Origin of the sequence: Gordonia oleivorans (assembly GCF_040044975.1) — a bacterium.
GTDB lineage: Bacteria > Actinomycetota > Actinomycetes > Mycobacteriales > Mycobacteriaceae > Gordonia > Gordonia oleivorans.
On the sequence record NZ_JBDZDI010000002.1, the window covers coordinates 452,412 to 478,717 of the forward strand.

The 26,306-nt window shown below is 69.4% G+C and carries 19 protein-coding genes; 14 read left to right on the forward strand and 5 right to left on the reverse strand.

Going from position 1 to position 26,306, the window contains the following annotated elements:
* Positions 1-415 precede the first annotated feature (415 nt).
* The 4 genes from ABLE92_RS05515 to ypfJ all read right to left on the reverse strand — a co-directional run bounded on the left by ABLE92_RS05515 (position 416) and on the right by ypfJ (position 4,143).
* The gene (locus ABLE92_RS05515) at positions 416-1,237 is read right to left on the reverse strand and encodes an alpha/beta hydrolase family protein (RefSeq protein WP_348803661.1); all 822 of its coding nucleotides are present in this window, start codon (positions 1,235-1,237) and stop codon (positions 416-418) included.
* A 45-nt stretch (positions 1,238-1,282) separates the two neighbouring features.
* Positions 1,283-1,555 carry a hypothetical protein gene (locus ABLE92_RS05520; protein WP_348803662.1) on the reverse strand — a complete coding sequence of 91 codons (273 nt, stop codon included), beginning with the start codon at positions 1,553-1,555 and terminating at the stop codon, positions 1,283-1,285.
* A gap of 33 nt (positions 1,556-1,588) precedes the next feature.
* A complete protein-coding gene (locus ABLE92_RS05525; protein ID WP_348803928.1) occupies positions 1,589-3,181 on the reverse strand; it encodes a DUF885 domain-containing protein in 1,593 nt (530 codons plus the stop codon).
* Between the two features lie 89 nt (positions 3,182-3,270).
* Positions 3,271-4,143: a KPN_02809 family neutral zinc metallopeptidase gene (ypfJ, locus tag ABLE92_RS05530; RefSeq protein ID WP_348803663.1), complete on the reverse strand. Its 873-nt coding sequence runs from the start codon at positions 4,141-4,143 to the stop codon at positions 3,271-3,273.
* Between the two features lie 190 nt (positions 4,144-4,333).
* On the opposite strand from ypfJ, the gene aspS reads away from it, so the two are divergent.
* The 8 genes from aspS (at position 4,334) to ruvX (ending at position 19,831) form a co-directional block, all read left to right on the forward strand.
* Positions 4,334-6,181, forward strand: a complete 1,848-nt coding sequence (gene aspS / locus ABLE92_RS05535; RefSeq protein WP_348803664.1) for an aspartate--tRNA ligase — start codon at positions 4,334-4,336, stop codon at positions 6,179-6,181.
* Positions 6,182-6,303: 122 nt separating this feature from the next.
* Positions 6,304-9,771: a transglutaminase family protein gene (locus ABLE92_RS05540; RefSeq protein ID WP_348803665.1), complete on the forward strand. Its 3,468-nt coding sequence runs from the start codon at positions 6,304-6,306 to the stop codon at positions 9,769-9,771.
* Entirely contained in the window at positions 9,768-12,578 is a 2,811-nt protein-coding gene (locus tag ABLE92_RS05545) for a circularly permuted type 2 ATP-grasp protein (RefSeq protein ID WP_348803666.1), read from the forward strand. Before ABLE92_RS05540 ends, ABLE92_RS05545 begins: the two co-directional genes overlap by 4 nt.
* The gene (locus ABLE92_RS05550) at positions 12,575-13,678 is read left to right on the forward strand and encodes a transglutaminase family protein (protein WP_348803667.1); all 1,104 of its coding nucleotides are present in this window, start codon (positions 12,575-12,577) and stop codon (positions 13,676-13,678) included. Before ABLE92_RS05545 ends, ABLE92_RS05550 begins: the two co-directional genes overlap by 4 nt.
* Before the next feature lie 113 nt (positions 13,679-13,791).
* Positions 13,792-15,096 carry a hypothetical protein gene (locus ABLE92_RS05555; protein ID WP_348803669.1) on the forward strand — a complete coding sequence of 435 codons (1,305 nt, stop codon included), beginning with the start codon at positions 13,792-13,794 and terminating at the stop codon, positions 15,094-15,096.
* A gap of 8 nt (positions 15,097-15,104) precedes the next feature.
* Positions 15,105-16,520: a replication-associated recombination protein A gene (locus ABLE92_RS05560; RefSeq protein ID WP_348803929.1), complete on the forward strand. Its 1,416-nt coding sequence runs from the start codon at positions 15,105-15,107 to the stop codon at positions 16,518-16,520.
* A gap of 210 nt (positions 16,521-16,730) precedes the next feature.
* Positions 16,731-19,400, forward strand: coding sequence for an alanine--tRNA ligase (alaS, locus tag ABLE92_RS05565; protein WP_348803670.1), 2,670 nt, complete (start codon positions 16,731-16,733; stop codon positions 19,398-19,400).
* On the forward strand, positions 19,400-19,831 hold the full coding sequence (gene ruvX, locus ABLE92_RS05570) for a Holliday junction resolvase RuvX (RefSeq protein WP_348803672.1): 432 nt from the start codon (positions 19,400-19,402) through the stop codon (positions 19,829-19,831). The genes alaS and ruvX overlap by 1 nt, the downstream gene beginning before the upstream one ends.
* Before the next feature lie 186 nt (positions 19,832-20,017).
* Here the strand turns inward: ruvX and ABLE92_RS26115 are convergent, their stop codons facing one another.
* Complete coding sequence (locus tag ABLE92_RS26115; RefSeq protein ID WP_348808677.1) at positions 20,018-20,242, reverse strand: hypothetical protein; 225 nt, start codon at positions 20,240-20,242, stop codon at positions 20,018-20,020.
* On the opposite strand from ABLE92_RS26115, the gene mltG reads away from it, so the two are divergent.
* The 6 genes from mltG (at position 20,226) to aroB (ending at position 26,271) form a co-directional block, all read left to right on the forward strand.
* Complete coding sequence (gene mltG, locus ABLE92_RS05575; protein ID WP_348808676.1) at positions 20,226-21,914, forward strand: endolytic transglycosylase MltG; 1,689 nt, start codon at positions 20,226-20,228, stop codon at positions 21,912-21,914. The genes ABLE92_RS26115 and mltG overlap by 17 nt on opposite strands.
* A complete protein-coding gene (locus ABLE92_RS05580; RefSeq protein WP_348803674.1) occupies positions 21,911-22,804 on the forward strand; it encodes a shikimate dehydrogenase in 894 nt (297 codons plus the stop codon). The genes mltG and ABLE92_RS05580 overlap by 4 nt, the downstream gene beginning before the upstream one ends.
* Positions 22,805-22,944: 140 nt before the next feature.
* Positions 22,945-23,382: a prepilin peptidase gene (locus ABLE92_RS05585; RefSeq protein WP_348803675.1), complete on the forward strand. Its 438-nt coding sequence runs from the start codon at positions 22,945-22,947 to the stop codon at positions 23,380-23,382.
* Entirely contained in the window at positions 23,370-24,578 is a 1,209-nt protein-coding gene (gene aroC / locus ABLE92_RS05590; RefSeq protein WP_348803676.1) for a chorismate synthase, read from the forward strand. The genes ABLE92_RS05585 and aroC overlap by 13 nt, the downstream gene beginning before the upstream one ends.
* Positions 24,575-25,150 (forward strand): shikimate kinase, encoded by a 576-nt coding sequence (locus ABLE92_RS05595; RefSeq protein WP_348803677.1) that lies wholly within the window; start codon positions 24,575-24,577, stop codon positions 25,148-25,150. The genes aroC and ABLE92_RS05595 overlap by 4 nt, the downstream gene beginning before the upstream one ends.
* Entirely contained in the window at positions 25,147-26,271 is a 1,125-nt protein-coding gene (gene aroB / locus ABLE92_RS05600) for a 3-dehydroquinate synthase (RefSeq protein WP_348803678.1), read from the forward strand. Before ABLE92_RS05595 ends, aroB begins: the two co-directional genes overlap by 4 nt.
* Positions 26,272-26,306 lie beyond the last annotated feature (35 nt).

A 26,306-nucleotide genomic window follows, 5' to 3' on the forward strand; every position in this document is an offset into this window, starting at 1 on the left:
TGCAGTCGGCGCCCTCGCCGGTGCGTTGTCCGGTTGCGGGCTGCCGGTCATCGGAGTCGGTGGCACGCCCCAGGCCGAGGCGTCGTCGGAAACCACGGAGTCGTCCACCTACGCAACGCCGACCTACACCTCGCCCACTTACACGACACCGTCTCCCACGATTCCGTCTCCCACGACCCCGCCTACGAGTTCATCCTCGCTACTGGGTGCGCCTGTCGGCCTTTGCTATCGCTTCACCTCGGGAGTGGGGCTCTTCCCGACGAGTTGCCATCCCGGCGCCTTTCGGATCATCAGCGACCGTGTTGTCGGTGGTGAAATCGCTTGTCCGCCGGAATATACCCACGTCTACACCACGGATGACTCCTCCGATCCGCATTACCCGACCGCCTGCCTGGTCGAGATCACCTGACTCAGGTCACCGTCGCGCGGTCACCCGATCGAGTGCGCCGACCAGGTGCCGCCACCCCGGCCCGGCCGGATCGGCCCACGACTCGTGGCCGATGCCGTCGACCACCTCGAGTGACACGTTCGAGTCCCCAGATGGCTTCGCTTGTGCCACATACCGTTCGGACAGTTCGACCGGGACATCGACATCGTCGGCGCCGTGCAGGATGTGGACGTCCACAGCCGGTGCGAGGCGGACCGGGTCGGCGACGGCATACACCTCGGGGATCTCTTCGGGAGTGCCGCCGAGGAATTCGGCGACCGCGTCGTCGCCGAGACGGAGTTCGGCGGCACGGGCCAGATCGGCGATCGGCGCGAGCGCGACCACTCCGGTGATGGTCGGATGCTCTGTGCGCCAACGGTTTCCCTCGGGCAGCGAAGCGCGACCGGCCACCCAGAGCGCGAGCTGGCCGCCGGCCGAATGGCCGACCAGGGTCGTCACCCGCGGCGCGTCGTTTCCTATGGTGAATTCCCTTCCGCTGAGCCCGATCTCGTCGATCGCGCCGATCACGTCGTCGAAGGCGTCGGCCCAGCTCCCCGGCCCACGGCGGTATTCGACGGCCGCGGTGAGATGTCCGGCGCCGGAGAGTTCGCGTCCCACCGGCCAGGTGCGGGTGCGGTCGGATTCCCGCCAGAATCCGCCGTGCAGCAGGATCACCAGCGAATCGGTCGGTTCGGCGGGCTCGAAGATGTCGGCGAGCTGGGACCGGGCGGGCCCGTAACGCACCGACGCATCCGGATAATCGGCGTCGGTGGCCGGAATGGATTCGGTGGGGGCGGAATCGGCCGTCATGGGCTCACGGTACTCGGGAGTGCCGGGGCGCCACCGGGGTTCGTCTCAATCGTCCCAACTGGAGAATTGCTCCCCGGACGAGTGCGCCGCGCCACCCCGATAGGCCTCGCGGTAGTGCCGCTCCCACAGCGGCCACGCCATGAACCGGTCACCGGCCGTGGCGCGGTAATCGCGGTAGGCACGCCGCGCGGTCATGGTCACGCTGGTGCGGGCCGCCCACGCCGCACGCTGGGCCCGGCGCCGGGCGGTGTCCCGTTCGACCGGAGTGAGCTTCGGGCCCCGGTCGGAGAAGATCGGCGAGCGGCGCAGCAATCCCATGCGCCCGATCATCGCCGACGACTCGGCGTCGCGCTACGCCGCGTCGGTCATCTCGCCGACCAGCACGTCGAGGCTCACCCCACCCAACGCCAACGCCCGGGTGTGGAAATCCTTGAGCGTCCACTCCGGGTGCGCGGCCAGGGCGGCCTGGCGGGTCTGCTGCCAGACCCGTTGTCCGAGAGCGTAGGACGGTGCCTGACCGGGCCAGCCGAGGTAGCGGTCCAGTTCGAATCGCAGCACCGCGCGATCCATCGCCACCGACGAGGTGAGGAAGGTCCACGCCTTGTCGGCATCCCAGACGCCACCGCCGAGGTGCTCTGGTGCCCGCAGGCCACAGTGCACACCGATGTCGACGACGATGCGTGCGGCCCGAAGTCGTTGCGAATCCAGCATTCCCATCCGGTCACCGAGATCGTCGAGCCACCCGAGCTCGGCCATCAGGCGTTCGGCGTAGAGGGCCCAGCCCTCCCCGTGTCCGGACGTGAACGACGCCAGCTTGCGCCAGGCGTTCAGGTCGTCGTCGACGATGGCCGACCCGAGCTGCAGGTGATGGCCGGGCACCCCCTCGTGGTAGACGGTGGTCTTCTCCTGCCAGGTGTGGAACACCGTCTGGGCCGGCGGCACCGCCCACCACATGCGTCCGGGCCGGGTCAGATCCGCGCTGGGCTGGGTGTAGTAGATGATGCCCGTCGACGACGGGGCCAATCGGCACTCCAGTCGCGTCAGTCGGGTCGGAATGTCGAAGTGGGTCCCGGCCAGGCCGGCCACTGCGTCGTCGGAGGTCTGCTGCATCCAGTCGACGAAGGCCGTCTTGTCGTGGATCTGATACCGCGGATCGGCGTCCAGATGCGCCAGTGCCGCCGCCACGTCACCGCCGTGGCCCAGGGCCGCGGCGATCTCGCGTTGTTCGGCGGTGATCTGTGCCAACTGCGTCAGGCCCCACGCGTACGCCTCGTCCGGATCGACGTCGGCGCCGAGGTAATGCGGCAGGTGCAGGAGATAGCGATCCCGGCCGACCGCATCGGCGTCGGAGGCGCCGGGCGCGATCCGGGTTCGCAGGTGATCGGCGTACGCCGCGAAGGCGGCCCCGGCCCGCTGCGTGGCGCGCTGCAGGTCGGTGGCCAGTGCCGGATCGGCGTCGATCGCGCCCGTCGTGGCCGTGATCGCGGCGGGTGCCGTGTCGGCCTGCTCGGCGGCGAGCAGCACCTGGCGACGGGCGAACGGTGGGCCCGTGGCCAGGCGGTGATCCAGGCCGGCGATCGCGCCCGCCAGGCTGTCCGGGATGGCCGCGAGCCGTGCCACGACATCGGCCCGAGCCGCTTCTGTGGCGGTGGGCATCAGGTCGAAGACGTCGCGGATGGCCTGCAGCGGGGAGGTGATCACGTTGCACACGCCGGTCGACTCGCCCGCATCGGCCAGCGCCAGTTCGCGGCGCAGGGATGCGGTCATCGTGGCGATCGTGACGCGGTCGACGTCGTCGGTGGGGGATGTGGCGGACAGCGCAGCCAAGGTCGCGCGTACCTGATCGGCGCGCGCCGTGACGGCGTCCGGCGAGAAATCGGTCAGCGCGTGATCGTGGCCCGGCAGACCGAATTCGGTGGCCAGGATCGGGTCGGCGGCCGCCATGGCCGTCAGGTGGGCCTCGGCGAGCGCATCGACCGGCGTCGCGGGTCGCGCCCCCGGTGATCCCGGCGTCGGTCCCGGCGTCGTGGCCGTCACAGGTCGTTGGTCGCGAACGTGTCGCACCGCTTGGGGTCACCGCTCTGATAGCCGACGGTGAACCACCGGGCGCGTTGCTGCGCCGACCCGTGGGTCCAGCCCTCCGGGTTGGAGTTCGAACCCTGGATCGTGTCGTCGCCGATCGCCTTGGCGGTCTGGATGACCCCGGCGATCTGATCCTGGGTCAGGTCATTGAGTGCGAAGGGCAGGTTGTCGTCGTCGGCGTGATTGGCCCACACCCCGGCCAGGCAGTCGGCCTGCAGTTCGACACGTACCGAACCCGATCGCGGTCCCTGCGACCCGAGTTGCTGGCCCTTCTGCAGGGCACCGGTCAGGTTCTGCACGTGATGCCCGTACTCGTGGGCGACGACGTATTCCTGGGCGAGGGCACCGTCACTGCCGCCCATCTGTTCCAGCGTCCGGAAGAACGACGGATCGAAATACGCGGTCTGATCGGCGGGGCAGTAGAACGGCCCGGTCGCCGACGTGGCGGCGCCGCACGCGGTGTTCACCGAATCGTTGAAGATGACGGTCTTGGGCGGTGTGTAGCTGCTCATCAGGGTCGGCCAGACCGTGTCGAGGCTGTTCGTGGTGGCCACGATGCGACAGATCTCGTCACCCTGATTGGCCATCTCCACGGTGCACGAGTCGATGTGCTGCTGGATCTCCGACGACGCGGCGGAATTCGTCGACGTGCCGGTGCCTCCGCCGCCCAGGATGTCACCCGGATTCACCCCGAAGAGCAGCGCGACGATCGTGATGATCAGGCCGGCACCGCCTCCGAGCGCGATGCGTCCGCCGCCACCTCCGCCGCCCCCGCCGCCGGAGACGTTCCCGGTGTCGAGGGGACCACTGCCCTGAAAGGTCATGGGGGAAGCGTACCGACGAAACACGGACATCCCGGGGTGTTCGGTCCACTCTGGCGTGGCCTGCCGCCACCCGGTCGGGCCGCGGTACCAACCGGGTGGGCCGACGCCGCGGGCGGCTACGTACGATTGACCCGGGCATTCGTCCCACCGACTTTTCCACCCCAGCTTTTCCACCCCAGGAAGGACTCCAGTGCTTCGCACGCATCAGGCCGGATCTCTGCGCCGCGCAGACGCCACGCAGACCGTCACCGTCGCCGGATGGGTGGCCCGCCGGCGCGACCACGGTGGCGTGGTGTTCATCGATCTGCGTGACAGCAGCGGACTGGTGCAGGTCGTGTTCCGCGACGAGCAGGTCGCCGCGGCCGCGCATCGGTTGCGCGCCGAGTACTGCATCGCGGTGACCGGTGTCGTCGAGGTCCGCCCCGAGGGCAGTGAGAACCCGAATCTGCCGTCCGGGGAGATCGAGATCAACGCGGCGCAGCTGCACGTGCTCAACGAGTCGGCGCCGTTGCCGTTCCAGCTCGATGAGTCGCCCGGGGAGGAGGCGCGGCTGCGCTACCGCTACCTCGACCTGCGTCGGGACCGTCCGGGAGCGGCGCTGAGGCTGCGCTCGAAGGTCAACGCCGCCGCCCGCGGTGTGCTGCTGGCCCGCGACTTCGTCGAGATCGAGACGCCGACACTGACCCGGTCCACTCCCGAGGGCGCGCGCGACTTCCTGGTGCCCGCGCGACTGCAGCCGGGTAACTTCTATGCGCTTCCGCAGAGCCCGCAGTTGTTCAAGCAGCTGCTGATGGTCGCCGGCATGGAACGCTACTTCCAGATCGCCCGCTGCTACCGCGACGAGGACTTCCGGGCCGACCGGCAGCCGGAGTTCACCCAGCTCGACGTCGAGATGAGTTTCGTCGACCAGGATGACGTGATCACCCTCGCCGAGGAGGTTCTGGTGGCGTTGTGGCGCCTCGTCGGCGTCGAACTGTCCACCCCGATCCCGCGGATGACCTACGCCGACGCGATGCGCCGGTACGGCACCGACAAGCCCGACCTGCGATTCGGGATCGAGCTCGTGGAGTGCACCGAGTACTTCGCGCAGACCCCGTTCCGGGTCTTCCAGGCGCCGTACGTGGGTGCGGTCGTCATGCCGGGCGGTGCGGCGCAGCCGCGGCGCACGCTCGACGCCTGGCAGGAGTGGGCCAAGCAGCGTGGCGCCAAGGGCCTGGCCTACGTCCTCATCGGCGAGGACGGCACGCTCGGTGGGCCGGTGGCCAAGAACCTCTCCGACGCCGAACGCGCGGGGCTGGCAGCCCATGTCGGCGCGGCGCCGGGGGACTGCGTGTTCTTCGCGGCCGGACCGGCCAAGGCCCAGCGGGCGCTGCTCGGCGCCGCGCGGGTCGAGATCGCGACCCGTCAGGGCCTGATCCCGGCCCCCGGGGAGGTCATCGATCCCGCGACCGCCGACTGGGCGTTCGTGTGGGTCGTCGACGCCCCGCTGTTCGAGCCGACCGGTGAGGCGACCGCGGCCGGTGACGTCGCGGTCGGATCGGGTGCGTGGACCGCGGTGCACCATGCGTTCACCTCACCCACACCGGAGTCGCTCGAGCATCTGGAGTCCGATCCCGGTGCGGCGCTGGCCTATGCCTACGACATCGTCTGCAACGGCAACGAGATCGGTGGTGGGTCGATCCGTATCCACCGCCGCGACGTGCAGGAACGGGTCTTCGAGATCATGGGCATCGGGCCGGAGGAGGCGCAGGAGAAGTTCGGCTTCCTGCTCGACGCCTTCGCCTTCGGTGCCCCGCCGCACGGGGGCATCGCCTTCGGCTGGGACCGCATCACCGCCCTGCTCGCCGGGGAGTCGTCGATCCGTGAGGTCATCGCCTTCCCCAAGTCCGGTGGTGGCGTGGATCCGTTGACCGAGGCCCCGGCGCCGATCACCGCGCAGCAGCGCAAGGAGTCGGGAATCGATGCCAAGCCGGTGGTCCGCCACGCGCCGGCCGCCGATGCCGCGGTGGCCGACGCACCCGCTTCCGCCGACAGCTGATCGACCTCGCCGGTGACGCCCGTCGCACGGCGGGCACAACCGCAACATCTGTGATGAGATTTGACCCCGTAAGGACTCATCGCCCGAGTTCACCCGGTGACCGATAGAGAGGTGGTCGACCCATGACCATCAAGGTCGCGCTGGAGCATCGCACCAGCTACGCCTTCGACCGACCCGTCAAGATCTTTCCGCATGTGGTCCGGCTCCGCCCGGCCCCACATTCGCGGACCCCGATCGAGGCGTATTCACTCAAGGTCGAGCCGGGTGATCACTTCCTCAACTGGCAGCAGGATGCGTTCAGCAATTACCTTGCGCGCCTTGTCTTCCCGGAGCCCGCCAAATCCCTGTCGATCACGGTCAGTCTGGTTGCCGACCTCACGGCGATCAATCCGTTCGACTTCTTCATCGAGGACTGGGCCGAGCACTACGGCTTCGAGTACCCGGCCGAGCTGAAGGAGGACCTCGAGGTCTACCTGCGGCCCGTCGGGGTCAACGAGGGCGAGTTCGCCGGGGCCCCGGTGCATCCGGACGTGGCCGAGTTCGCGGCGCGGCATCTGCCGACGAAGAAGATCCGCGTCATCGATTTCCTCGTCGGACTCAATCAGGCGGTCCAGCAGGCCGTCGGCTACACCGTGCGTCTGGAGCAGGGTGTGCAGAGTCCGGAGTACACGCTGTCCTCGGCGATCGGGTCGTGCCGTGACTCGGCGTGGCTGCTGGTGGCGTTGCTGCGGGAGCTGGGCCTGGCCGCCCGCTTCGTCTCCGGGTACCTGGTGCAGCTGACCTCCGATGTGAAGTCGCTCGACGGTCCGTCCGGACCCGACGCCGACTTCACCGACCTGCACGCCTGGACCGAGGTCTATCTGCCCGGCGCCGGCTGGGTGGGGATGGACCCGACGTCGGGACTGTTCGCCGGTGAGGGACACATCCCGCTCGCCGCGACGCCCAGCCCGGGCGGGGCCGCGCCGATCACCGGGGCCACCGGCCCGTGCCACGCCACCCTCGACTTCTCCAACACCGTCAGCCGCTACCACGAGGACCCGCGGGTCACGTTGCCCTACACGGCCTCCCAGTGGGAACGGGTCGTCGACCTCGGCGCCGTGGTGGACGCCAAGATGAAGGCGGGTGACGTTCGCCTGACGATGGGCGGCGAACCGACCTTCGTCAGCATCGACAATCAGAGCGATCCGGAATGGACCACCGCCGCCGACGGTCCACACAAACGTCAACTGGCCTCCGAGCTGGCCGGCCGCCTGCAGAAGGACTACGCGCCGCAGGGACTCGTGCAACGCAGCCAGGGCAAGTGGTATCCGGGTGAACCGCTCCCGCGCTGGCAGATCGCGCTGATGTGGCGAGAAGACGGCAAGCCGATCTGGACACGTCCGGAACTGCTCGCCGACCCGTGGTCGAGCCGCAGCGCCGCCGACGAGTCCATCGCCACCGAGATCGCCGGACCGGCACCCACCGCCGAGGGTGCGGCGGCCGCCGAGAAGTTGCTGCTGTCGTTCGCCGGTGCGCTGGGCCTGCCCGAGTCGCAGGTCATGCCGGCCTTCGAGGATCCGCTCGTGCGGATGCGTGAACTGGCCGCGCTGCCGCCCGGCGATCCGGGTATGGACCCGACCACGCCGACCGCCCGAGCCTTCGCGCGCGCCGAGGCCGCCGTGGAGATCGACGATCCCGACACCGACATCGAACCGCCCGCCGACTCCACCGAAGCGCGTCGAGACCTGCTGCAACGCCTCGACGCCGCCGTGGTCGACCCGACCGCCTACGTGTTGCCGCTGAGCCGGTCCGAGGACGAGACCGCGTGGAACAGTGCGCGCTGGACCACCCGACGCGGTCGGCTGGTGCTGACCGCGGGCACCTCGCCGGCGGGTCTGCGGCTGCCGTTGAACTCACTGTCGTGGGGACCTGCGCCGACGATGTTCGTCGCCGACCCGTCGGCACCGCACGAGGCGCTGCCCGACGATCCCGCGGAGACGTTGGGCTACCAGGTCATCGACATGCACCCGGCCGCCTTCGTCCCGCGGTCGGCGGTCGTCGCCGAGAAGCGCGGCGACACGATGTTCGTGTTCCTGCCGCCGACGGCCACCCTCGAGGAGTATCTGGCGATCGTCGGGATGATCGAGGAGGCCGCCGCGGCCACCTCGACCGCGGTGGTGATCGAGGGATACGGACCGCCCGCGGATCCGCGTCTGACCACCCTGACCGTCACCCCCGATCCGGGTGTCATCGAGGTCAACATCCAGCCGACGACGAGCTTCGCCGACCAGTCGGAGTTGTTGGCGTCGTTGTACGAGCACGCCCGTCACACCCGGCTGGGGACCGAGACCTTCGACCTCGACGGCAGTCACGGCGGCACCGGTGGTGGTAACCACATCACCCTGGGCGGGCCCACCCCGGCCGACTCGCCGCTGCTGCGCCGCCCCGACCTGCTGGTGTCGATGCTGACCTACTGGCAGCGGCATCCCGCGCTGTCCTACCTGTTCAGCGGCAAGTTCGTGGGAACCACGTCGCAGGCGCCGCGTGCCGACGAGGGGCGCGAATCGGCGCTGTACGAACTCGAGATCGCGTTCGCCGAGATCGACCGGCTGTCGGAGAAGGCACCCGCCGGTGAGAGCGCGGACGCGCCGCCGAACCCATGGGTCACCGACCGAGCCCTGCGGCATCTGCTCACCGACATCACCGGCAACACCCACCGCGCCGAGTTCTGCATCGACAAGCTCTACAGCCCCGACTCGCCACGCGGCCGCCTCGGCCTGCTGGAACTGCGCGGCTTCGAGATGCCGCCGCATCACCGCATGGCGATGGTCCAGTCGTTGCTGGTGCGTTCGCTGGTGTCGTGGTTCTGGGAGCACCCCTACCGGGCACGTCTCATCCGCCACGGCGGTGACCTGCACGGCAAGTACCTGCTGCCGCACTACATCATCTCCGACATCGCACTGGTGGCCGAGGAACTGCGCGAGGCGGGGTATCCGTTCGACACCTCGTGGCTCGACCCGTTCACCGAGTTCCGGTTCCCACGGTTGGGCACCGTGCAGATCCGTGACCAGGAGGTCGAGCTGCGCGGCGCGATCGAGCCGTGGAACACCCTCGGTGAGGAATCCACCGGGACCGGCACGGCCCGCTACGTCGACTCCTCGATCGAACGCGTCCAGGTCCGCGTCACCGGCGGTGACGACGATCGGTATGTGCTGACCTGCAACGGGCATCCGGTACCGCTGCGCGGCACCGGCCGCACCGGCGAACGTGTCGCCGGCATCCGGTTCCGGGCATGGCAGCCGCCGAGCTCCCTGCATCCGACGATCACCATCGACACCCCGCTGACGTTCGACCTCGTCGACACCGTCAACGGGCGTTCGGTCGGCGGCGCGACGTATCACGTCGTCCACCCGGGTGGACGCGCCTACGATCGGCCGCCGGTCAACGCGGTGGAGGCCGAGTCGCGGCGCAACGGCCGCTTCGAGGCCTCCGGGCACACCAGCGGAGATCTCGACGTCGGGTTGTTGCGGGAGCGTCAGGCCCGGCAGGCCGTCGACGCCGGGGTCCCGGCGGTACTCGATCTACGCCGGGCACGTACAGTTCTCCGGTGACTGTTTCTGCGGGTGGTCGGCTACCCGCGGTGTTCGACCGGTATCGCTCCGACGGATTTGCGCTGTTCGATCTCGACCAGCTCGGTGAGGGCGCGGTCGCCGCTGCCGCCGACAGGGATCTTGGTGCCGCCGACACGGATTCCGGCGCCGCCGGAACGGGCCACTACGACGAGATGCTCGACGCCACCGGCGCGGTGCGTCCGGCGTGGGACGAGCTGGTCTCCGGTTACGGCATGCGCGGCGATGCGCGGCTGGCCGCCGCCGCCGCGCGGCTGGCATCGGCGACGAGTGACGAGGGTGTCGTCTACAACGCCTTCGACGGGTCGACGACCCTCGCCCGGCCGTGGCAGGTCGATCCGGTGCCGCTCATCGTCGACGGCGTCGAGTGGGCCTCGCTGGAGAAGGCGATCACGCAGCGCTCGATGCTGCTCGACCTGATCCTGCGTGACCTCTACCGCGACCAGAAGCTCATCACCTCGGGCCTGGTGCCGCCGGCGATGGTGTTCGGCCATCCCGGCTACATCCGTAAGGCCGCGCGACTGCAGGTCCCGGGTCCGCATGCACTGTTCCTGCACGCGGTCGACCTGTGTCGGATGCCGGACGGCAGCTTCGTCACCTATGCCGACCGCACCCAGGCGCCGTCGGGTATCGGGTTCGCGATCGTCGACCGGCGGCTGGTGTCGCGGACCTTCCCGCAACTGTTCCAGTCGTGCGCGCCGCGACCGATGACGACGTTCGCCGGAACCCTGCGCCTGGCCCTGTTCGACTACGCGCCGCGCGGCGTCGACGATCCGACGGTGGCCGTGCTGAGTCCGGGCAGCATGTCCGAAACGGCGTTCGACCAGGCCTATCTCGCCTCGACGCTCGGCGTGCCGCTGGTCGAGGGTGCCGACCTCACCGTCCGCGACGGCGCGGTGTACATGCGGTCGCTGGGCAAGTTCAAACGCGTCGACGTGCTGCTGCGGCGCCTCGACGCCGCCTACGCCGACCCGCTCGACCTGCGCACCGATTCGCGGTTGGGTGTGGCCGGGCTGGTGGAGGCCATCTCGCGTGGCACCGTCACCGTCGTCAACACCCTGGGCAGCGGGGTGTGTGAGAACCCGGCATTGCACACGGTGCTCGACCGCATCGCCCCGGTCCTCCTCGACGAGGAACTCGCCCTGCCGTCGGTGCCGACGTTGTGGGCCGGCGACGACCTGCAGCGCACGAAGGTCCTCGCCGACCTCGACCACCTCGTGCTGACCAACACCCGCACCGGTGACGAGCTGATCGGCCCGCTCCTCGACAGGGCCGAACGCGAGGAGTTGGCCGACCGCATCGGCGTGCGCGGCATCGACTGGGTGGCGCGCACCATCGAGCACTACTCGGTGGCACCGACGATGACCCAGGGTGTGTTCCCCGGACGTGCCGGGGGAGTGCTCCGCGCGGCGCCGGTGTCGGTCCGCGCGTTCAGCGTCGCGCAGGGCCCCACCTATGCGGTGATGCCGGGTGGACTGGGATCGGTGCTCGCCGACGGTGTCGGCGGTGCGGCGTTGCAGACGGTCGCGGCCAAGGACGTGTGGGTGACCAGCACGGAGGTCGGCGGGCACGTGTCGCGCCGCTCCGAAACCCGCGGGGAACCGGCCGAAGAGGTCATCACGATCCGTCCGGAGCGCGTGTCGGTCTCCGACTATCAGGAGGTCGCGGCGGGCGCGAGCCCACGCGTGCTCGCCGACATGTTCTGGTTCGGTCGTTACGGCGAGCGGACCGAACTGGTGACCCGGCTGGCCAAGGTGGCCCGCGAGCGCTACCAGGACTTCCAGTACCGGCCGTGGATGAACGGCACCTCGGCCGTGCCGCTGCTGCTGCATGCGGTGGCCACGGTGACCGGCACCGCCGAGCACCTGCACACCGCGGATCTGCTGGTCGAGGACGTCAACCGGCATCCGTCGCCGGCACAGGTCAACGAGGCCATCGTGCGGATCACCGATCTGACCATCGACCGGTGGGTACCCGGCACCGTCGCGTACGCCGTCGAACGTCTGGTCGCGACCGCACGCGCCGTCCGCGATCAGATGTCGACCAGCACGTGGATGGTGCTGACGCCGATGGAGCGGGCCATGGAGACCCTGACGCGGCAGGTCGGGCGCGCCCACGAGATCGACGCCGCCACCGGTGCGCGCACCGACGGGATCTTCGGTGACGCCGCGCTGGATCTCGGACCCGATCTGGCCCGCACCCACGAGGACATCCTGCACGGCGTGCTCGGGTTGTCGGGGTTGCAGGCGGAGTCGATGGTGCACGACGCCGCGTGGTTGCTGATGGACGTCGGGCGCCGGATCGAACGCATCATCACCCTCGCGGACCTGACCGCCACACTGTTCGCATCCCCGCACGAGACGTCGGTGGAGCAGGCGCTGCTCGAATCTTTCCTGATCGCCAACGAATCGGCGGTCATCTACCGGCGCCGCAGCCGCGGTCTGTACCAGCTGCTGCCGGTCGTACAGTTGCTGCTGTTCGACGAGACCAATCCGCGGGCGATGATCTATCAGCTCGACCGGCTGCGGTCCGATCTGACCGGGCTGCCCGAGGAACTGCGGTCGGCGGTGGCCGAACGCATCGTCGAGGAGATGACGGGCGAACTGCGGCGCATCGATCCCGCCGACCTGGGGGCACTGGGCGACGACGGGCATCGCGGTGACCTCGTCGAACTGTTGACCACCCTGCGAGAAGGATCCTCTGAACTGTCGGATACGTTGACGCGCACCCGATTTGCGCCGCCGCTGCCCGCCCAGCCGATCTGGGGTGTCGGAGGTGGTGACACGTGAGCGCACCCGAGGCGACCTCGACCGTGCCGACCACTCGCCGGTACCGGGTGATCCACCGGACCTGTTACACCTACGACGCCGAGGTGTCCTCCTCATATGGCCGGTGCTATCTGACCCCGCGCGAGCTGCCGCATCAGCGGGTCCTCGACACCGACGTCACGATCGATCCGGACCCCGACGACCGGTCCTCGGGACTCGACGCGTACGGCAACACCGACACCTACTTCCATGTGCACGCCGATCACCTGGCGCTGGTGGTGACCGGGGCGTCGGTGGTCGAGGTCGACCCGATCGACTCGGGTCTGCTGGTCAGTCCGGCCGTACGGGCGCCGTGGGAGGAGGCCCGTCCGGTGGCCGCCGGTGCGGGCCTGGCCGCCGAGTTCACCCTCGATCTCGACCCGCCGGAGATCACCGACGCGGTCCGCGACTACGCCAGTGAGGTGTTCACCCCGGGGCGGCCGCTGATCGATGCGGTCGTCGACCTGACCTCGAGGATCTTCCGCGATTTCACCTACAAGTCCGGCGCCACGGCGATCAGCACGCGGGTCGACACCGTGATGTCGCGTCGCGAAGGGGTCTGCCAGGACTTCGCGCGGGTCGCGATCGCCTGCCTCCGGTCGGTGGGGCTGGCCGCCCGCTACGAATCCGGATACCTGGCCACCGATCCGCCGCCCGGCCGGGAACGCACCTTCGGCGCCGATGCGAGCCATGCCTGGGCCGCGGTGTGGCTGCCCGGTGACCGCTGGCTGGCGTTCGATCCGACCAACGACAAACTCGTCGACGAGCGTCATGTGACGGTGGCGTGGGGCCGTGACTACGACGATGTGCCGCCGTTGCGTGGGGTGATCTACACCGATGCGACGCGCAGCGAGATCGACGTCTCCGTCGACGTCAGTCCCCTCGAGGAGGGCGTCGACCCTGCCGCGGGGTTGGCCGCCGCAAAATCCGCAGCCGAGAAATCCGCAGCCGAGAAATCCGCAGCCGAGAAATCCGGCGCGGAATCGTCGGCCGGTAATTCGTCGGCCGACGATCCCGCCGCGGTGGGTCGCTCCGCACCGCAGGTGTCGCCTCAGCGGTCCCCCGATGAGGGGATCGGCTAAGGTCAGCGGCCATCCCGCCGGCCATCTCGGCGCTGCGCGGGGTCATCTGAACGATCACGAAACGAATGCGGCACTGACGTCTGTCGGTGTCTTTGGGTAGCGTGGAAGGCGCCATGACGGTCATCACAGAAAGCCGCATCACCAGTGTGGTGCGTGCAGCAGAGGCCCTGTTGTCGCATCGAGCCGGTTCGCCGGTGGTGCTCGCCGAACCGGAGGATCTCGGTGGAAGTGGGCGCACCATCGTGGTGCGCGTACGAGTCGCCCAGAATCCGCTGTCGATGGATCGCACCCTCGTCATCAAGGCCCTGCCGCAACACGAGGATCCGCACGCGTTCCACCGCGAGATCGCGTCCTACAAGTACGCCACCGCGCTGCCCACCGAGTCCCGGCCGGGCCCGCAGCTGATCGCATCGGATCCGGATGTACGACTGATGGTGCTGTCCGACCTCGGACGAGGCAATGCCATGACCGATCTGCTCGCCGGGACCGATGTGGTCGAGACCTCCCGGGCGATCAGCGCGTGGGGTCAGGCGCTCGGCCGTATGCACGCGGCCACCGTCGGTGGCGAAGGAGACTTCGCGGCGCTGGTCCGGCGCGGACCGGCCGGCACCCAGGGCGGTGACCTGCTGCGTGAGGAGGCACTGCGCGCGTCACGGGTGGCCCGTGCCCGGGCCGCCGATCTCGGCGTCGAGATGGGGTGCAGCGTCGTCCGCGCGCTCGACACCGCCTGCCGGCTCTTCGACGAGGGCGATCACCGCGCCTTCAGCCCGTCGGATGTGGGCCCGGAGAACATCCTGCTCAACGAGGCGGGCGTGCAGTTCATGGATTACGAGTGGGGTGGCTTCCGGGACGCCAGCCTCGACATCGCCTACGCGTTGGTCACCTTCGCCGCGCAACTGGGCCCGCAGGCCCTCGATCGGCACGGTGACCTGGAGATCGCCATGGTCGATGCGTGGCGTTCGGAGGTCCACGGCATCTGGCCGGCGCTGCGTCGGGACGGCGACCTGCAACGCACCCTGGTGATCGCACGGCTGCTCTGGGTGTGGTTGTCGACGATCTGGATGCTGCCCGACGACGACGCCGACATCGGGGGTGCCGCGCACCTGCTCGTCGGCCACGGGGACGAGGATCTCGCTGCCCACGGTGTCGACCTGCGCGACCTCGACGGCACCGCCGTCGACGGTGTGAGGATCGACGGACTGGGGATCGGCGACCTCGATCTGGACACCGTCGACATCGACGCCGACGAGGCGGTCGGCTCGCACTACGCCCACGACTGGGCCCTGCACACCAACGATCCCCGGGTGATCGTCGCGCGGTGGTCGGATCTGGCAACCGCGGCGGCGCCCGTCGATCCGGAGATCGCCGACTTCGCGACCGCGATGGGTGTGGCGTTGCACCGGGTGTGGCTCTCCTGACCCTCGCGATGGACGGATTGTTCGACCCACCGGAGGTTCCCGGGATGCCCACCAGCGGTGACACCGGGGCCGGTGTCGTCGGATCGCCGACGACGGGGCCGCTGGCCGTGCGGATGCGGCCGCGCACCCTCGACGAGATCGTCGGGCAGGCGCATCTGCTCGGTACCGGGTCGCCGTTGCGGCGCCTGATCAGCGGATCCGGTGCGGCATCGGTGCTGCTCTACGGACCGCCGGGAACCGGCAAGACCACCATGGCGTCGTTGATCTCGACGGCCGCCGGCGGTCGCTTCGAGGCGTTGTCGGCGCTGTCGGCCGGGGTCAAGGAGGTGCGTGCGGTCATCGAGGTCGCCCGTCGCCGACTCGTCGACGGCGAGCAGACCGTCCTGTTCATCGACGAAGTCCACCGTTTCTCCAAGACCCAGCAGGACGCACTGCTGCACGCGGTGGAGAACCGCATCGTGCTGCTGGTGGCGGCCACCACCGAGAATCCCTCCTTCTCGGTCGTGTCGCCGCTCTTGTCCCGATCGCTGGTGCTGCGACTGCGATCGCTCACCGACGACGACATCCGCGAGGTGCTGCGGCGCGCCGTCGCCGACGACCGCGGGCTCGGCGGCCGGGTCGCGGTCACCGACGCCGCCTACGACCATCTCGTCGCCGTCGCCGGCGGGGATGCGCGTCGCGCACTGACGGCGTTGGAGGCGGCCGCCGACACGGTGCTCTCCGACACGGACCCGGACCGGGACGGCGCGGACGGGGATGACGCCGTGCCGCCGGTCGATCTCGCCGACGTCGAGGCGGCCATCGACAAGGCCGCCGTGCGCTATGACCGGGACGGCGACCAGCACTACGACGTCACCTCCGCGTTCATCAAGTCGATCCGCGGGTCCGATGTCGATGCCGCGCTGCACTATCTGGCCCGGATGATCAGCGCGGGCGAGGACCCGCGGTTCATCGCACGCCGGCTGATGATCCACGCCAGCGAGGACATCGGCATGGCCGATCCGACCGCACTGCAGACGGCCGTGGCCGCCGCACAGGTGGTCGCGCTGGTCGGCATGCCCGAGGCCAAACTGGCCCTCACCCAGGCCACCATCCATCTCGCGACCGCCCCGAAGTCGGCGGGGGTGGTGACCGCGATCGGCGCCGCGCTCGCCGACGTCGAGGCCGGAAAGGCCGGCGCGGTACCCGCTCATCTGCGTGACAGTCACTACGCCGGCGCGAAGACGCTGGGCAGCGGGGTCGGCTACCGGTATCCCCATGACGACCCCGATGGTGTTGTGCCGCAACAGTATCCACCCGATGATCTGGTGGGCGTCGACTATTACCAGCCCACCGACCACGGTTTCGAACGTGAGATCGGGCCGCGGGTCACCAAACTGAGATCCATCATCCGGCGGGTGACCTCACGCTCGCGGTCACGCTGACGGCGCTCTCTCACTCGTTGACAGCGCTCTTCGTCCATTGACAGCGCTCGGTTGCTCGTTGACAGCGTCCTCCCACTGTCCGCCGCTCATGAGCCGGGTGTGACGGGCGTGGCGAGGCGTATCCCGGCGCCGGTGAGATCACCGATGAGTACTCGACGGTAGGCTGGTAAGTCGCAGATAGCCCAACCACTTCCCGAGGACGACACCGCAGTGCAGACGCATGACATCCGGAAGCGATTCCTGGATCACTTCATCTCCGCCGGGCACACCGAGGTGCCCAGCGCCTCGCTCATCCTCGACGACCCGAACCTGTTGTTCGTCAACGCGGGCATGGTGCCGTTCAAGCCGTACTTCCTCGGCGAGCAGACACCGCCGTTCGATCGCGCGACCAGCGTGCAGAAGTGCGTCCGCACCCTCGACATCGACGAGGTCGGCATCACCACCCGCCACAACACGTTCTTCCAGATGGCCGGCAACTTCTCCTTCGGCGACTATTTCAAGCGCGAGGCCATCAACTTCGCGTGGACGCTGCTGACCAACAGCGTCGACGACGGCGGATACGGCATCCCGGCCGAAAAGCTGTGGCCCACGGTCTATCTCGACGACGACGAGGCCGAGTCCATCTGGCGCGAAGAGATCGGGGTGCCCGCCGAACGCATCCAGCGGCGCGGCCTGAAGGACAATTACTGGTCGATGGGTGTGCCCGGGCCGTGCGGTCCGTGTTCGGAGATCTTCTACGACCGCGGCCCCGACTACGGCGTCGAGGGCGGCCCGGAGGCCGACGAGGACCGATACATCGAGATCTGGAATCTCGTGTTCATGCAGAACGTCCGCGGCCCCGGCGGCGGCAAGGAGGACTACGAGATCCTCGGGCCGCTGCCCAAGAAGAACATCGACACCGGCATGGGTATCGAACGTGTCGCATGCCTGCTGCAGGGCGTCGACAACGTCTACGAAACCGATCTGCTCAAGCCGATCATCGACCTCGCCGCCGAGGTCACCGGACGCGCCTACGGCGCCGGCCATCACGACGATGACGTGAAATTCCGCGTCATCGCCGACCACACCCGCACCTCGGCGATGCTCATCGGCGACGGCGTGCTGCCCGGCAACGACGGCCGCGGCTACGTGCTGCGCCGACTCCTGCGCCGCGTGGTCCGCTCGGCGCGTCTGCTCGGCGCACAGGGACCGACGATCGGAGCGTTCGTCGGCATGGCGATCGACCTGATGGCGCCGTCGTATCCGGAACTCGCCGCGCAGCGGGACCACATCCTCACCGTCGCCGAGGGGGAGGAGAACAGCTTCGCCAAGACCCTCGCCGCCGGCACCAAGCTGTTCGCCGACGCGGCCGCCGCCACCAAGAAGGCCGACAAAACGGTCCTGTCCGGCAACGACGCCTTCACCCTGCACGACACCTACGGCTTCCCCATCGACCTGACCCTGGAGATGGCCGCGGAGGCCGGGCTGAAGGTCGACGAGACCGGCTTCACCGAACTCATGGCCGAACAGAAGGCCCGCGCCAAGGCCGATGCGACGGCCCGCAAGACCGGGCACGCCGACGCTGGGGTGTACCGCGAATTCCTCGACCGCGGTCCCACCGAGTTCACCGGCTATGACGAGCTGGTGTCGGAGGCCCGCGTTCTCGGACTCGTCGCCGACGGGGTGCGGGTACGCAACGCCACCGCGGGGCAGGAACTCACCGTGATCCTCGACCGCACGCCGCTGTACGCGGAGTCCGGCGGTCAGATGGCCGACACCGGTGCCATCACCACCAGCACCGGCGCCCGCCTGCGGGTGCGCGATGTCCAGCGTGCGGGTAAGACCGTGTGGTTGCACAGTGTGGTCGTCGAGGCCGGCGAGATCGTCGAGGGCGACGAGGTGATCGCGGCGGTCGACCAGGCGTGGCGGCACGGCGCGACCCAGGGACACTCCGGAACGCACATGGTGCATGCCGCGCTGCGGCAGGTCCTCGGTCCGAGCGCCACGCAGGCCGGCTCGCTCAATCGCCCCGGATACCTGCGTTTCGACTTCCATTCCGGCTCGGCACTGACCGAGGCGCAGCGCACCGAGATCGAGGAGATCAGCAACGCCGCCGTCGAGGCCAACTATCCGGTGAACACCTTCGAGACCGGGTTGACCGAGGCCAAGGCGATGGGGGCGCTCGCCCTGTTCGGCGAGAACTACGGCGACGAGGTCCGCGTCGTCGAGATCGGCGGGCCGTTCTCGATGGAACTGTGCGGTGGCACCCACGTCGCATCGTCGGCGCAGATCGGGCCGGTGACGGTGATCGGTGAATCCTCGGTCGGATCGGGTGTCCGACGCGTCGAGGCCTACGTCGGGATGGACTCGTTCCGATACCTGTCCAAGGAACGCGCCCTGCTCGCCGGGCTGGCGTCGTCGTTGAAGGTGCCCTCCGAGGAGGTGCCCGGACGCGTCGAGTCCCTCGTCACGAAGCTGCGCGACGCCGAGAAGCAGGTGGAGAAGTTGCGGGCCGACGCGGCACGCGCGGCGGCCTCCGGACTGCTCGACGAGGCGACGACGGTGGGCTCGACACTGCTGGTCAGCGGTACCCTGCCGGGCCTGGACGCGAACGGTCTGCGGTCGGTGGCCACCGATCTGCGGGGCCGGGTCGCCGATCGGGCGGCGGTCGTCGCGCTCTTCTCGACCACCGGGGACGGCGCCGACACCAAGGTGCCGTTCGTCATCGCCACGACCGACGCGGCGCGCTCCGCGGGCACCAAGGCCGGTGACATCGTCAAGGACATCGCCGGACTCGTCGGCGGCCGCGGCGGCGGCAAACCGGATCTCGCGCAGGGATCGGGCACCAATCCCGACGGCGTCGACGCGGCGGTCCGCCGGATTCGCGAGTTGCTCGGCTGATGCCATTGCAGCGGGGACGTCGCCTCGGCATCGATGTGGGTAGTGTGCGCATCGGTGTGGCGGTCTGCGATCCCGACGGCATCCTCGCCACGCCGGTGGAAACCGTGCGTCGCGACACCTCCGGTGGCACCGACATCGCCCGGATCGCCACGCTGGTGGCCGAGTACGAGGCGATCGGCGTGATCATCGGGTTGCCCAAGACATTGCGTAACACCGATGGCGTCGCGGTGACGGCGGCCCGGGAGTTCGGCGACGCCCTGACCAGCGCAATCGCGCCGGTCGAGGTGGAATATGTGGACGAGCGTCTCACTACGGTCACCGCCGCGCAGGCATTGCGCGCCAGCGGCCGTTCGGCAAAGTCTTCGCGCGGGGTCATTGATCAGGCGGCCGCGGTCGCTATTCTGCAGGGATGGCTGGACGCGCGACGATGAGTCCGCGCGCGTTCGGCCGACGTCCATCGATCGGAGAGTCCGATCGTCACGCAGCGGTGGTGCTGCGTGAAGTGCGCACGTGCCGGGGGGCGGTGCGGCGAGCAGCCACACCGTCGAACCGGAACCAGGGAGGGTATCCGCGGTGACCGACGAACGGCATCGGAGTCGCCATCGAGAGCACTCCGATCACACGGGCGGGAGCATGGATCCCGAACGGTTGCGGTACTTCACGCAATCGGTCGAGGGTCGACCCAGCACCCGGCACCGCCGGCGCCGCGCGGACGGCACCGCCGGTCCGGCTCCGGCGACCACCCCCGCCCCGAACCGCAGCAGCGCGCCCGCCTCACCGGGCGCCGCCCCGACGGGGTCCGCGCCGACCTCGATGCGGGCCCGGGTGGCTCGCACCGACACGATCGACACCACGATCGACACCCGCAAGATGGCGCCGGTCGCGACGCCGACGGTCGACGAGGCCGCCGTCACCGACCTGCGCAAGCGTCCCGAGCCTTCGAGCGAGGTCATCGAGCAGCCGGTCACCGAACAGCCGGTCACCGAGCAGCCGGTCATCGAGCAGTCGGTCACCGACGCGACGCCCACCGCTCCGCCCGGGGAAGACGTCGATGCGGACCAGGTCGGCACCGAGCAGACCGAACAGACAGAGCCGAGCGACCTCGACGGATTCGGCACCGATGAGGTGCCCACCGAGACGGTCGACCCGACATCCGTCGCCCCCACGTCACGGGTGGTGGCGCCCGGAGCGCTTGCGGCACTGGCAGATCCGACCGTGTCGGACGAGGGCGGTTCCGGTTTCGCCGACACCGCGGCCCACGACACCGTCATCGCGCACGACACCGCCGATCACCGGACCGCGGCCGACACCGTCGTCGCAGACACCGGCGGAGCACCGGTCGACGATCATCCGGATCGGCGGCCCGCCGGGATTCGCCGTCGTCGACGTCGTCGGATCGGGATGATCGTCGCCGCCGTCGTGGTGTTGCTGCTGGTGGTCGGCGTCGGTCTGGTGGGAGCGAAGAAGGCCGGACTGCTCGATTCGCGCAAGGACTATACGAACGCCCAGGGCACCGGGGACGTGTTGGTGCACATCCCCGATGACACGACGATCAAGCAGATGGGGCAGATCCTCGTCGACGACGACGTGGTCGGCAGCGTGCACGCCTTCGTCGATGCCGCGGGTGATGCGTCGTTGTCGAGTGGGTACTACAAGATGCGCACCGAGATCCCGGCGTCGACGGCGGTCGAGATGATCTCCGATCCGGATGCGACGCACCGCGTCGGGCGGATCGTGGTTCCCCCGGGCACCCCGGTGGACACCAAACGGGACACCTCCGGGCGGGTCACCCCGGGCATCTTCGAGATGATCGCCAACCAGACCGGGGTGGACATCAACGGCCAACGCATCGGGGTGACTGTCGAGCAACTCGACGACGCCGCCGCGCAGGCGAGTGTCGCCGATCTGGGGATTCCGTCGTGGGCGCGCGACGCGGTGACCGGTCTGGACGGTGACCATCGTCGGATCGAGGGCCTCATCGCCCCCGGGACGTGGGAATCGATCGACCCGGGTCAGTCGGCCACCGAGATCCTGCGCTCACTGATCACCCAGAGCGCCGCGATGTATGAGAAGTGGGGGCTGTTGAGCAACAACAGCTCCGGTCTGAGCCCGTACCAGACGCTGGTCGCGGCATCGCTCCTGCAGGGCGAGGTCAATCCGGCCGACTACCCCAAGGTGGCCCGGGTCATCCTCAACCGGCTGGACAAGGGTCAGAAGTTGGAGTTCGACTCGACGGCCAACTACACCGCGCAGGTGGTCGACCTCAACGTGCACGACGAGGACCTGCGGGCCGGTACGCCGTGGAACACCTATGTGATCCGGGGGCTGCCACCCACCCCGATCGGGGCGGTCGAGGAGCAGGCACTCGAGGCGATGGAGCAACCCGCCGACGGCAACTGGCTGTACTTCGTCACCGTCGACGCGAAGGGGACGACCCTGTTCACCGCCGACTTCGATCAGCATCGGCGCAACATCAGCACCGCGTGCCGCAACAGGTTCATCACGTGCCGGTGAGCCCTCCGCCGTTGGACCGGCCGGGGTTGGCCGGGCCGGTGGGCGGACGACATGCGCGTGCCGCGGCCGTGCTCGGCTCACCCATTTCACATTCGCGGTCACCGGACCTGCATCTGGCGGCATATCGTGCTCTCGGCCTGACCGACTGGACCTACGTGCGTACCGAGTGCACCGCCGAGCACCTGCCGACGATCGTGCGGTCGGCGAGCCCGGCGCAGGTCGGGTTCTCGGTGACGATGCCGGCGAAGCTGGCGGCCCTCGCGGTCGCCGACGAACGCACCCCGCGGGCCGTGCTGGTGGGATCCGCCAACACCCTGGTCCGGACCGAGGCGGGATGGCGTGCCGACAACACCGACATCGACGGGATGACCGGCGCGCTCGCCGCACTCGGGGTGCTCCCCGAGACGGTCGGCACCACGCTGCCGCGCGCGGCCGTCGTCGTCGGAGCCGGTGGGACGGCCCTGCCCACGGTCGCCGCGCTGGTGGCGGCCGGAGTCGACGACGTGACCGTCGTCGCCCGAAGTGCCGACCGGGCCCGCGGTGTCCTCGACCTCGCCGACCGACTCGGGGTCCGCGCATCCCTGCTGCCGTTCGCCTCCGACGACGACCTCACCCGGCGCTGCGCCGAATCCGCGGTGACGGTGTCGACCGCACCTGCCGCGGGGGCCGCCGCCGTGGTCGGCTCGCTGTCGGCGGCCGCCCGGGTGGTCGACGTGATCTACGATCCGTGGCCGACCCCGCTCGCCGCCGCGGTCACCGAGGCCGGCGGACGGGTGGTCGGTGGTCTGGTGATGTTGCTGAACCAGGCCTTCTCCCAGGTGGAGCAGTTCACCGGGTACCCCGCTCCGCGGGAGGCGATGGCCGCGGCGATCGGCGCTGCGGCCGAGTGAGCCGGTGCGCGCCGACCGGGGAGACCCCGCCGCCCGCGCGTCCTCACCCGTCATCCCCAGAGCCTCCGGGGCTCACAGGTGGGCGGCGATGCCCGCGTCGGTGACGTGGCGTGGTGCCCATCGTCGGTGACACTGCACCGATGACCCCTGCAGCGGCGCTTACGGCGTCGGCAACCTCGGTGATCCTCGCGTGGCTGGCGGTGATCGCCGGATTCGATCACCGGCATTCCCGGATACCGAACATCGCCATCGTCCCCGGTGTCGCGGCGATGATCATCGCCGGCGCCATCCATCCCGTCGTGTTGGCAGCGGCGGTCGCCGGGTCCCTGGCCTACCTGTCGGGATTCCTCGCAGGTGCGTGTGGCGCCGGCGACGTCAAGCTCGCCTTCGTCCTCGGTGGTGTGCTCGGCGATCCGGTGTCGGCGCTGGTGATGGTGCTGATCGCGCAGGTGATCACGCTGGCCGAATTCGTGCTCGGTCGCGGTGGGCGAGTGCGCCGACCGCACGGGCCCGCCCTCGCCGGGGCCTTCCTGGCCACGGCCGCGGTCGGGGTCGTCGTCGGCGCATGGAACAATTGATCCTTGTGTTGCGCTGGATAACCGCCGGAGAGTCCCATGGCCCGGCCCTCGTGGCGATCGTCGAGGGGATGGTCGCCGGAGTCGAGGTCACGTCATCGGATATCGCCCTGCAATTGGCCCGTCGTCGACTCGGCTACGGCCGGGGCGCCCGGATGAAGTTCGAGGCCGACAAGGTCACCGTGATCGGCGGCATGCGTCATGGCCGATCCATGGGCGGGCCGATCGCGATCGAGATCGGCAATACCGAGTGGCCCAAGTGGGAAACCGTGATGGCCGCCGATCCCGTCGACGCCGCCGAACTCGAGGGCAGCGCGCGGAACGCGCCGCTGACCCGGCCACGTCCCGGGCATGCCGATTTCTCCGGCATGCTCAAATACGGCTTCGACGATGCGCGGCCGATCCTCGAGCGGGCCAGTGCCCGCGAGACCGCCGCCCGGGTGGCCGCCGGGACCGTGGCCCGCAACTTCCTGCGCCAGGTACTCGGGATCGACATCGTCTCCCACGTCATCTCGATCGGTGCGAGCGATCCCTATGCGGGTCCGGCCCCGACGATCGCCGATCTCGAGGCCATCGACGCCAGCCCGGTGCGGGCCTTCGATACGACGGCCGAGACGCAGATGATCGCCGAGATCGAGGCCGCCAAGAAGGACGGCGACACCCTCGGCGGCGTCGTCGAGGTGGTCGCCACCAATGTGCCGGTCGGACTCGGTTCCCATGTGAGCGGCGAGACCCGACTCGACGCGCGCCTGGCCGGTGCCCTCATGGGCATCCAGGCCATCAAGGGTGTCGAGGTCGGCGACGGCTTCGCCACCGCGCGCCGCCGCGGCAGCCAGGCGCACGACGAGATGGTGCCCGGCCCCGACGGCGTACTGCGGTCCACCAACCGCGCGGGCGGTCTGGAGGGCGGCATGTCCAATGGCGAGGACATCCGGGTACGTGCGGCGATGAAGCCGATCTCGACCGTGCCGCGGGCGTTGTCGACGATCGACATGAGCACCGGTGATCAGGCCAGTGCGATCCATCAACGCTCGGATGTGTGTGCGGTGCCCGCCGCGGGTGTGGTCGCCGAGTCGATGGTCGCGCTCGTGCTGGCACAGGCCGCGCTGGAGAAGTTCGGTGGCGATTCGGTGGCCGAGACCAGTGAGAACCTGCGCGGGTACCTGAAACACATCGCGACCCGGCCGCCCCGCTCATGACGGCCCCCGACAGCGGCGCACAGGTCGGCGGGCCCGACCGCCCGGTTGCGGTCCTCATCGGCTTCATGGGCGCCGGAAAGTCCACCGTCGGAAAGGTTCTCGCCGATCGCCTCGGTGTCGATTTCATCGACACCGACACCGAGATCGAACACCGCGTGGGGCAGACCATCCCGGAGATCTTCACCGGCTCCGGCCCGACCCGGTTCCGGGAGATCGAACGCGACGTCGTCCTCGACATCCTCGAGAATCATCGCGGAATCGTCGCACTCGGTGGCGGTGCGGTGACCACGCCGGCGGTCGCCGACGCACTCGCCGGACACCGGGTGATTCATCTGCGTGTCGGTGCCGAATCCGGCTTCGCGCGGGTGTCGGGTTCGGATCGGCCGCTGCTCGCATCCGCCGATCCCGCTGCGCGATACCGCGAATTGCTCGAGCAGCGCGCCGACACCTACGCCGGAGTGGCCACCATCGAGGTCGATGCCGCGGCCGGTGATCCCGAGCAGGTCGCCGACGAGATCGTCACCGCCATCGCCCACGAACTTCGCGAACTCGTTCCCGAGAGGACGTCATGACCGACCCTGCCACGTCGACCGAACCCGTCCGCATCGCCGTCAACGCGTCGTCGCCCTATGACGTCATCATCGGTCGGGGCCTTCTCGGTGACCTCGCGCAGGCCGCGGCCGGTGCCGACCGCGTGGCCGTCCTGTATCAGCCGACCCTCGCACAGACCGCCGAACAGATCCGGGAGTTCCTGTCCGACAAAGGATTCGATGCGCACCGGGTGGAGATCCCGGACGCCGAGGCGGGTAAGGACCTCAAGGTCGCCGAGTTCTGCTGGGACGTGTGCGGCCGGATCGGCCTGAAACGCAACGACAAGATCGTGTCGCTGGGTGGGGGAGCGGCCACCGACCTCGCCGGATTCGTCGCCGCCACCTGGATGCGTGGCATCGGCGTCATCCACGTCCCGACGACCCTGCTGGCCATGGTCGACGCCGCCGTCGGCGGCAAGACCGGCATCAACACCGACGCCGGGAAGAATCTCGTCGGGGCCTTCCACGAACCCGACGCCGTCCTCATCGACATCGCCACCCTCGAGACCGTGCCGCGCAACGAGGTCATCGCCGGCCTCGCCGAGGTCATCAAGACCGGTTTCATCGCCGATCCGGTGATCCTCGACCTCATCGAGGCGGATCCGGCCGCGGCCACCGATCCCACCGGAACGGTGCTGCCGGAGCTCATCCGGCGGTCGGTGCAGGTGAAGGCCGACGTGGTGTCCGCCGACCTCAAAGAGGCCTCACTCCGCGAGATCCTGAACTACGGGCACACCCTCGGCCATGCCATCGAGCGGCGTGAACGGTACCGCTGGCGCCACGGTGCCGCCGTGGCCGTCGGACTGGTGTTCGCCGCCGAGCTCGCGCGCCTGGCCGGGCGCCTGGACGACGCCACTGCCGACCGTCACAAGTCGATCCTCGATCTCGTCGGATTGCCCACCACCTACGACGCCGACGCGCTCGGTGACCTGCTGACAACCATGGCCGGGGACAAGAAGAACCGCTCGGGTGTGATGCGTTTCGTCGTCCTCGACGGGCTCGCCAAGCCGGGGCGACTCGAGGGACCGGATCCGTCGCTGATCGCTGCCGCCTACTCGGCGGTGGCTGCCGACGCCGCGCCGAACGGCGCCACCCTGTTGTAGTCGTCGGGGCGGCCGCGCGTGTGTGAGCAGTGCCT

Coding starts and splice junctions, on each gene's coding strand:
- ABLE92_RS05560 (WP_348803929.1), top strand. CDS start 15,105: ATGGACGGATTGTTCGACCCACCGGAGGTTCCCGGGATGCCCACCAGC.
- aroC (WP_348803676.1), top strand. CDS start 23,370: ATGGAACAATTGATCCTTGTGTTGCGCTGGATAACCGCCGGAGAGTCC.
- ABLE92_RS05540 (WP_348803665.1), top strand. CDS start 6,304: ATGACCATCAAGGTCGCGCTGGAGCATCGCACCAGCTACGCCTTCGAC.
- ABLE92_RS05515 (WP_348803661.1), bottom strand. CDS start 1,237: ATGACGGCCGATTCCGCCCCCACCGAATCCATTCCGGCCACCGACGCC.
- aroB (WP_348803678.1), top strand. CDS start 25,147: ATGACCGACCCTGCCACGTCGACCGAACCCGTCCGCATCGCCGTCAAC.
- ABLE92_RS05525 (WP_348803928.1), bottom strand. CDS start 3,181: ATGGCGGCCGCCGACCCGATCCTGGCCACCGAATTCGGTCTGCCGGGC.
- ABLE92_RS05555 (WP_348803669.1), top strand. CDS start 13,792: ATGACGGTCATCACAGAAAGCCGCATCACCAGTGTGGTGCGTGCAGCA.
- ABLE92_RS05595 (WP_348803677.1), top strand. CDS start 24,575: ATGACGGCCCCCGACAGCGGCGCACAGGTCGGCGGGCCCGACCGCCCG.
- ruvX (WP_348803672.1), top strand. CDS start 19,400: ATGCCATTGCAGCGGGGACGTCGCCTCGGCATCGATGTGGGTAGTGTG.
- ypfJ (WP_348803663.1), bottom strand. CDS start 4,143: ATGACCTTTCAGGGCAGTGGTCCCCTCGACACCGGGAACGTCTCCGGC.
- ABLE92_RS05585 (WP_348803675.1), top strand. CDS start 22,945: ATGACCCCTGCAGCGGCGCTTACGGCGTCGGCAACCTCGGTGATCCTC.
- ABLE92_RS05520 (WP_348803662.1), bottom strand. CDS start 1,555: ATGGGATTGCTGCGCCGCTCGCCGATCTTCTCCGACCGGGGCCCGAAG.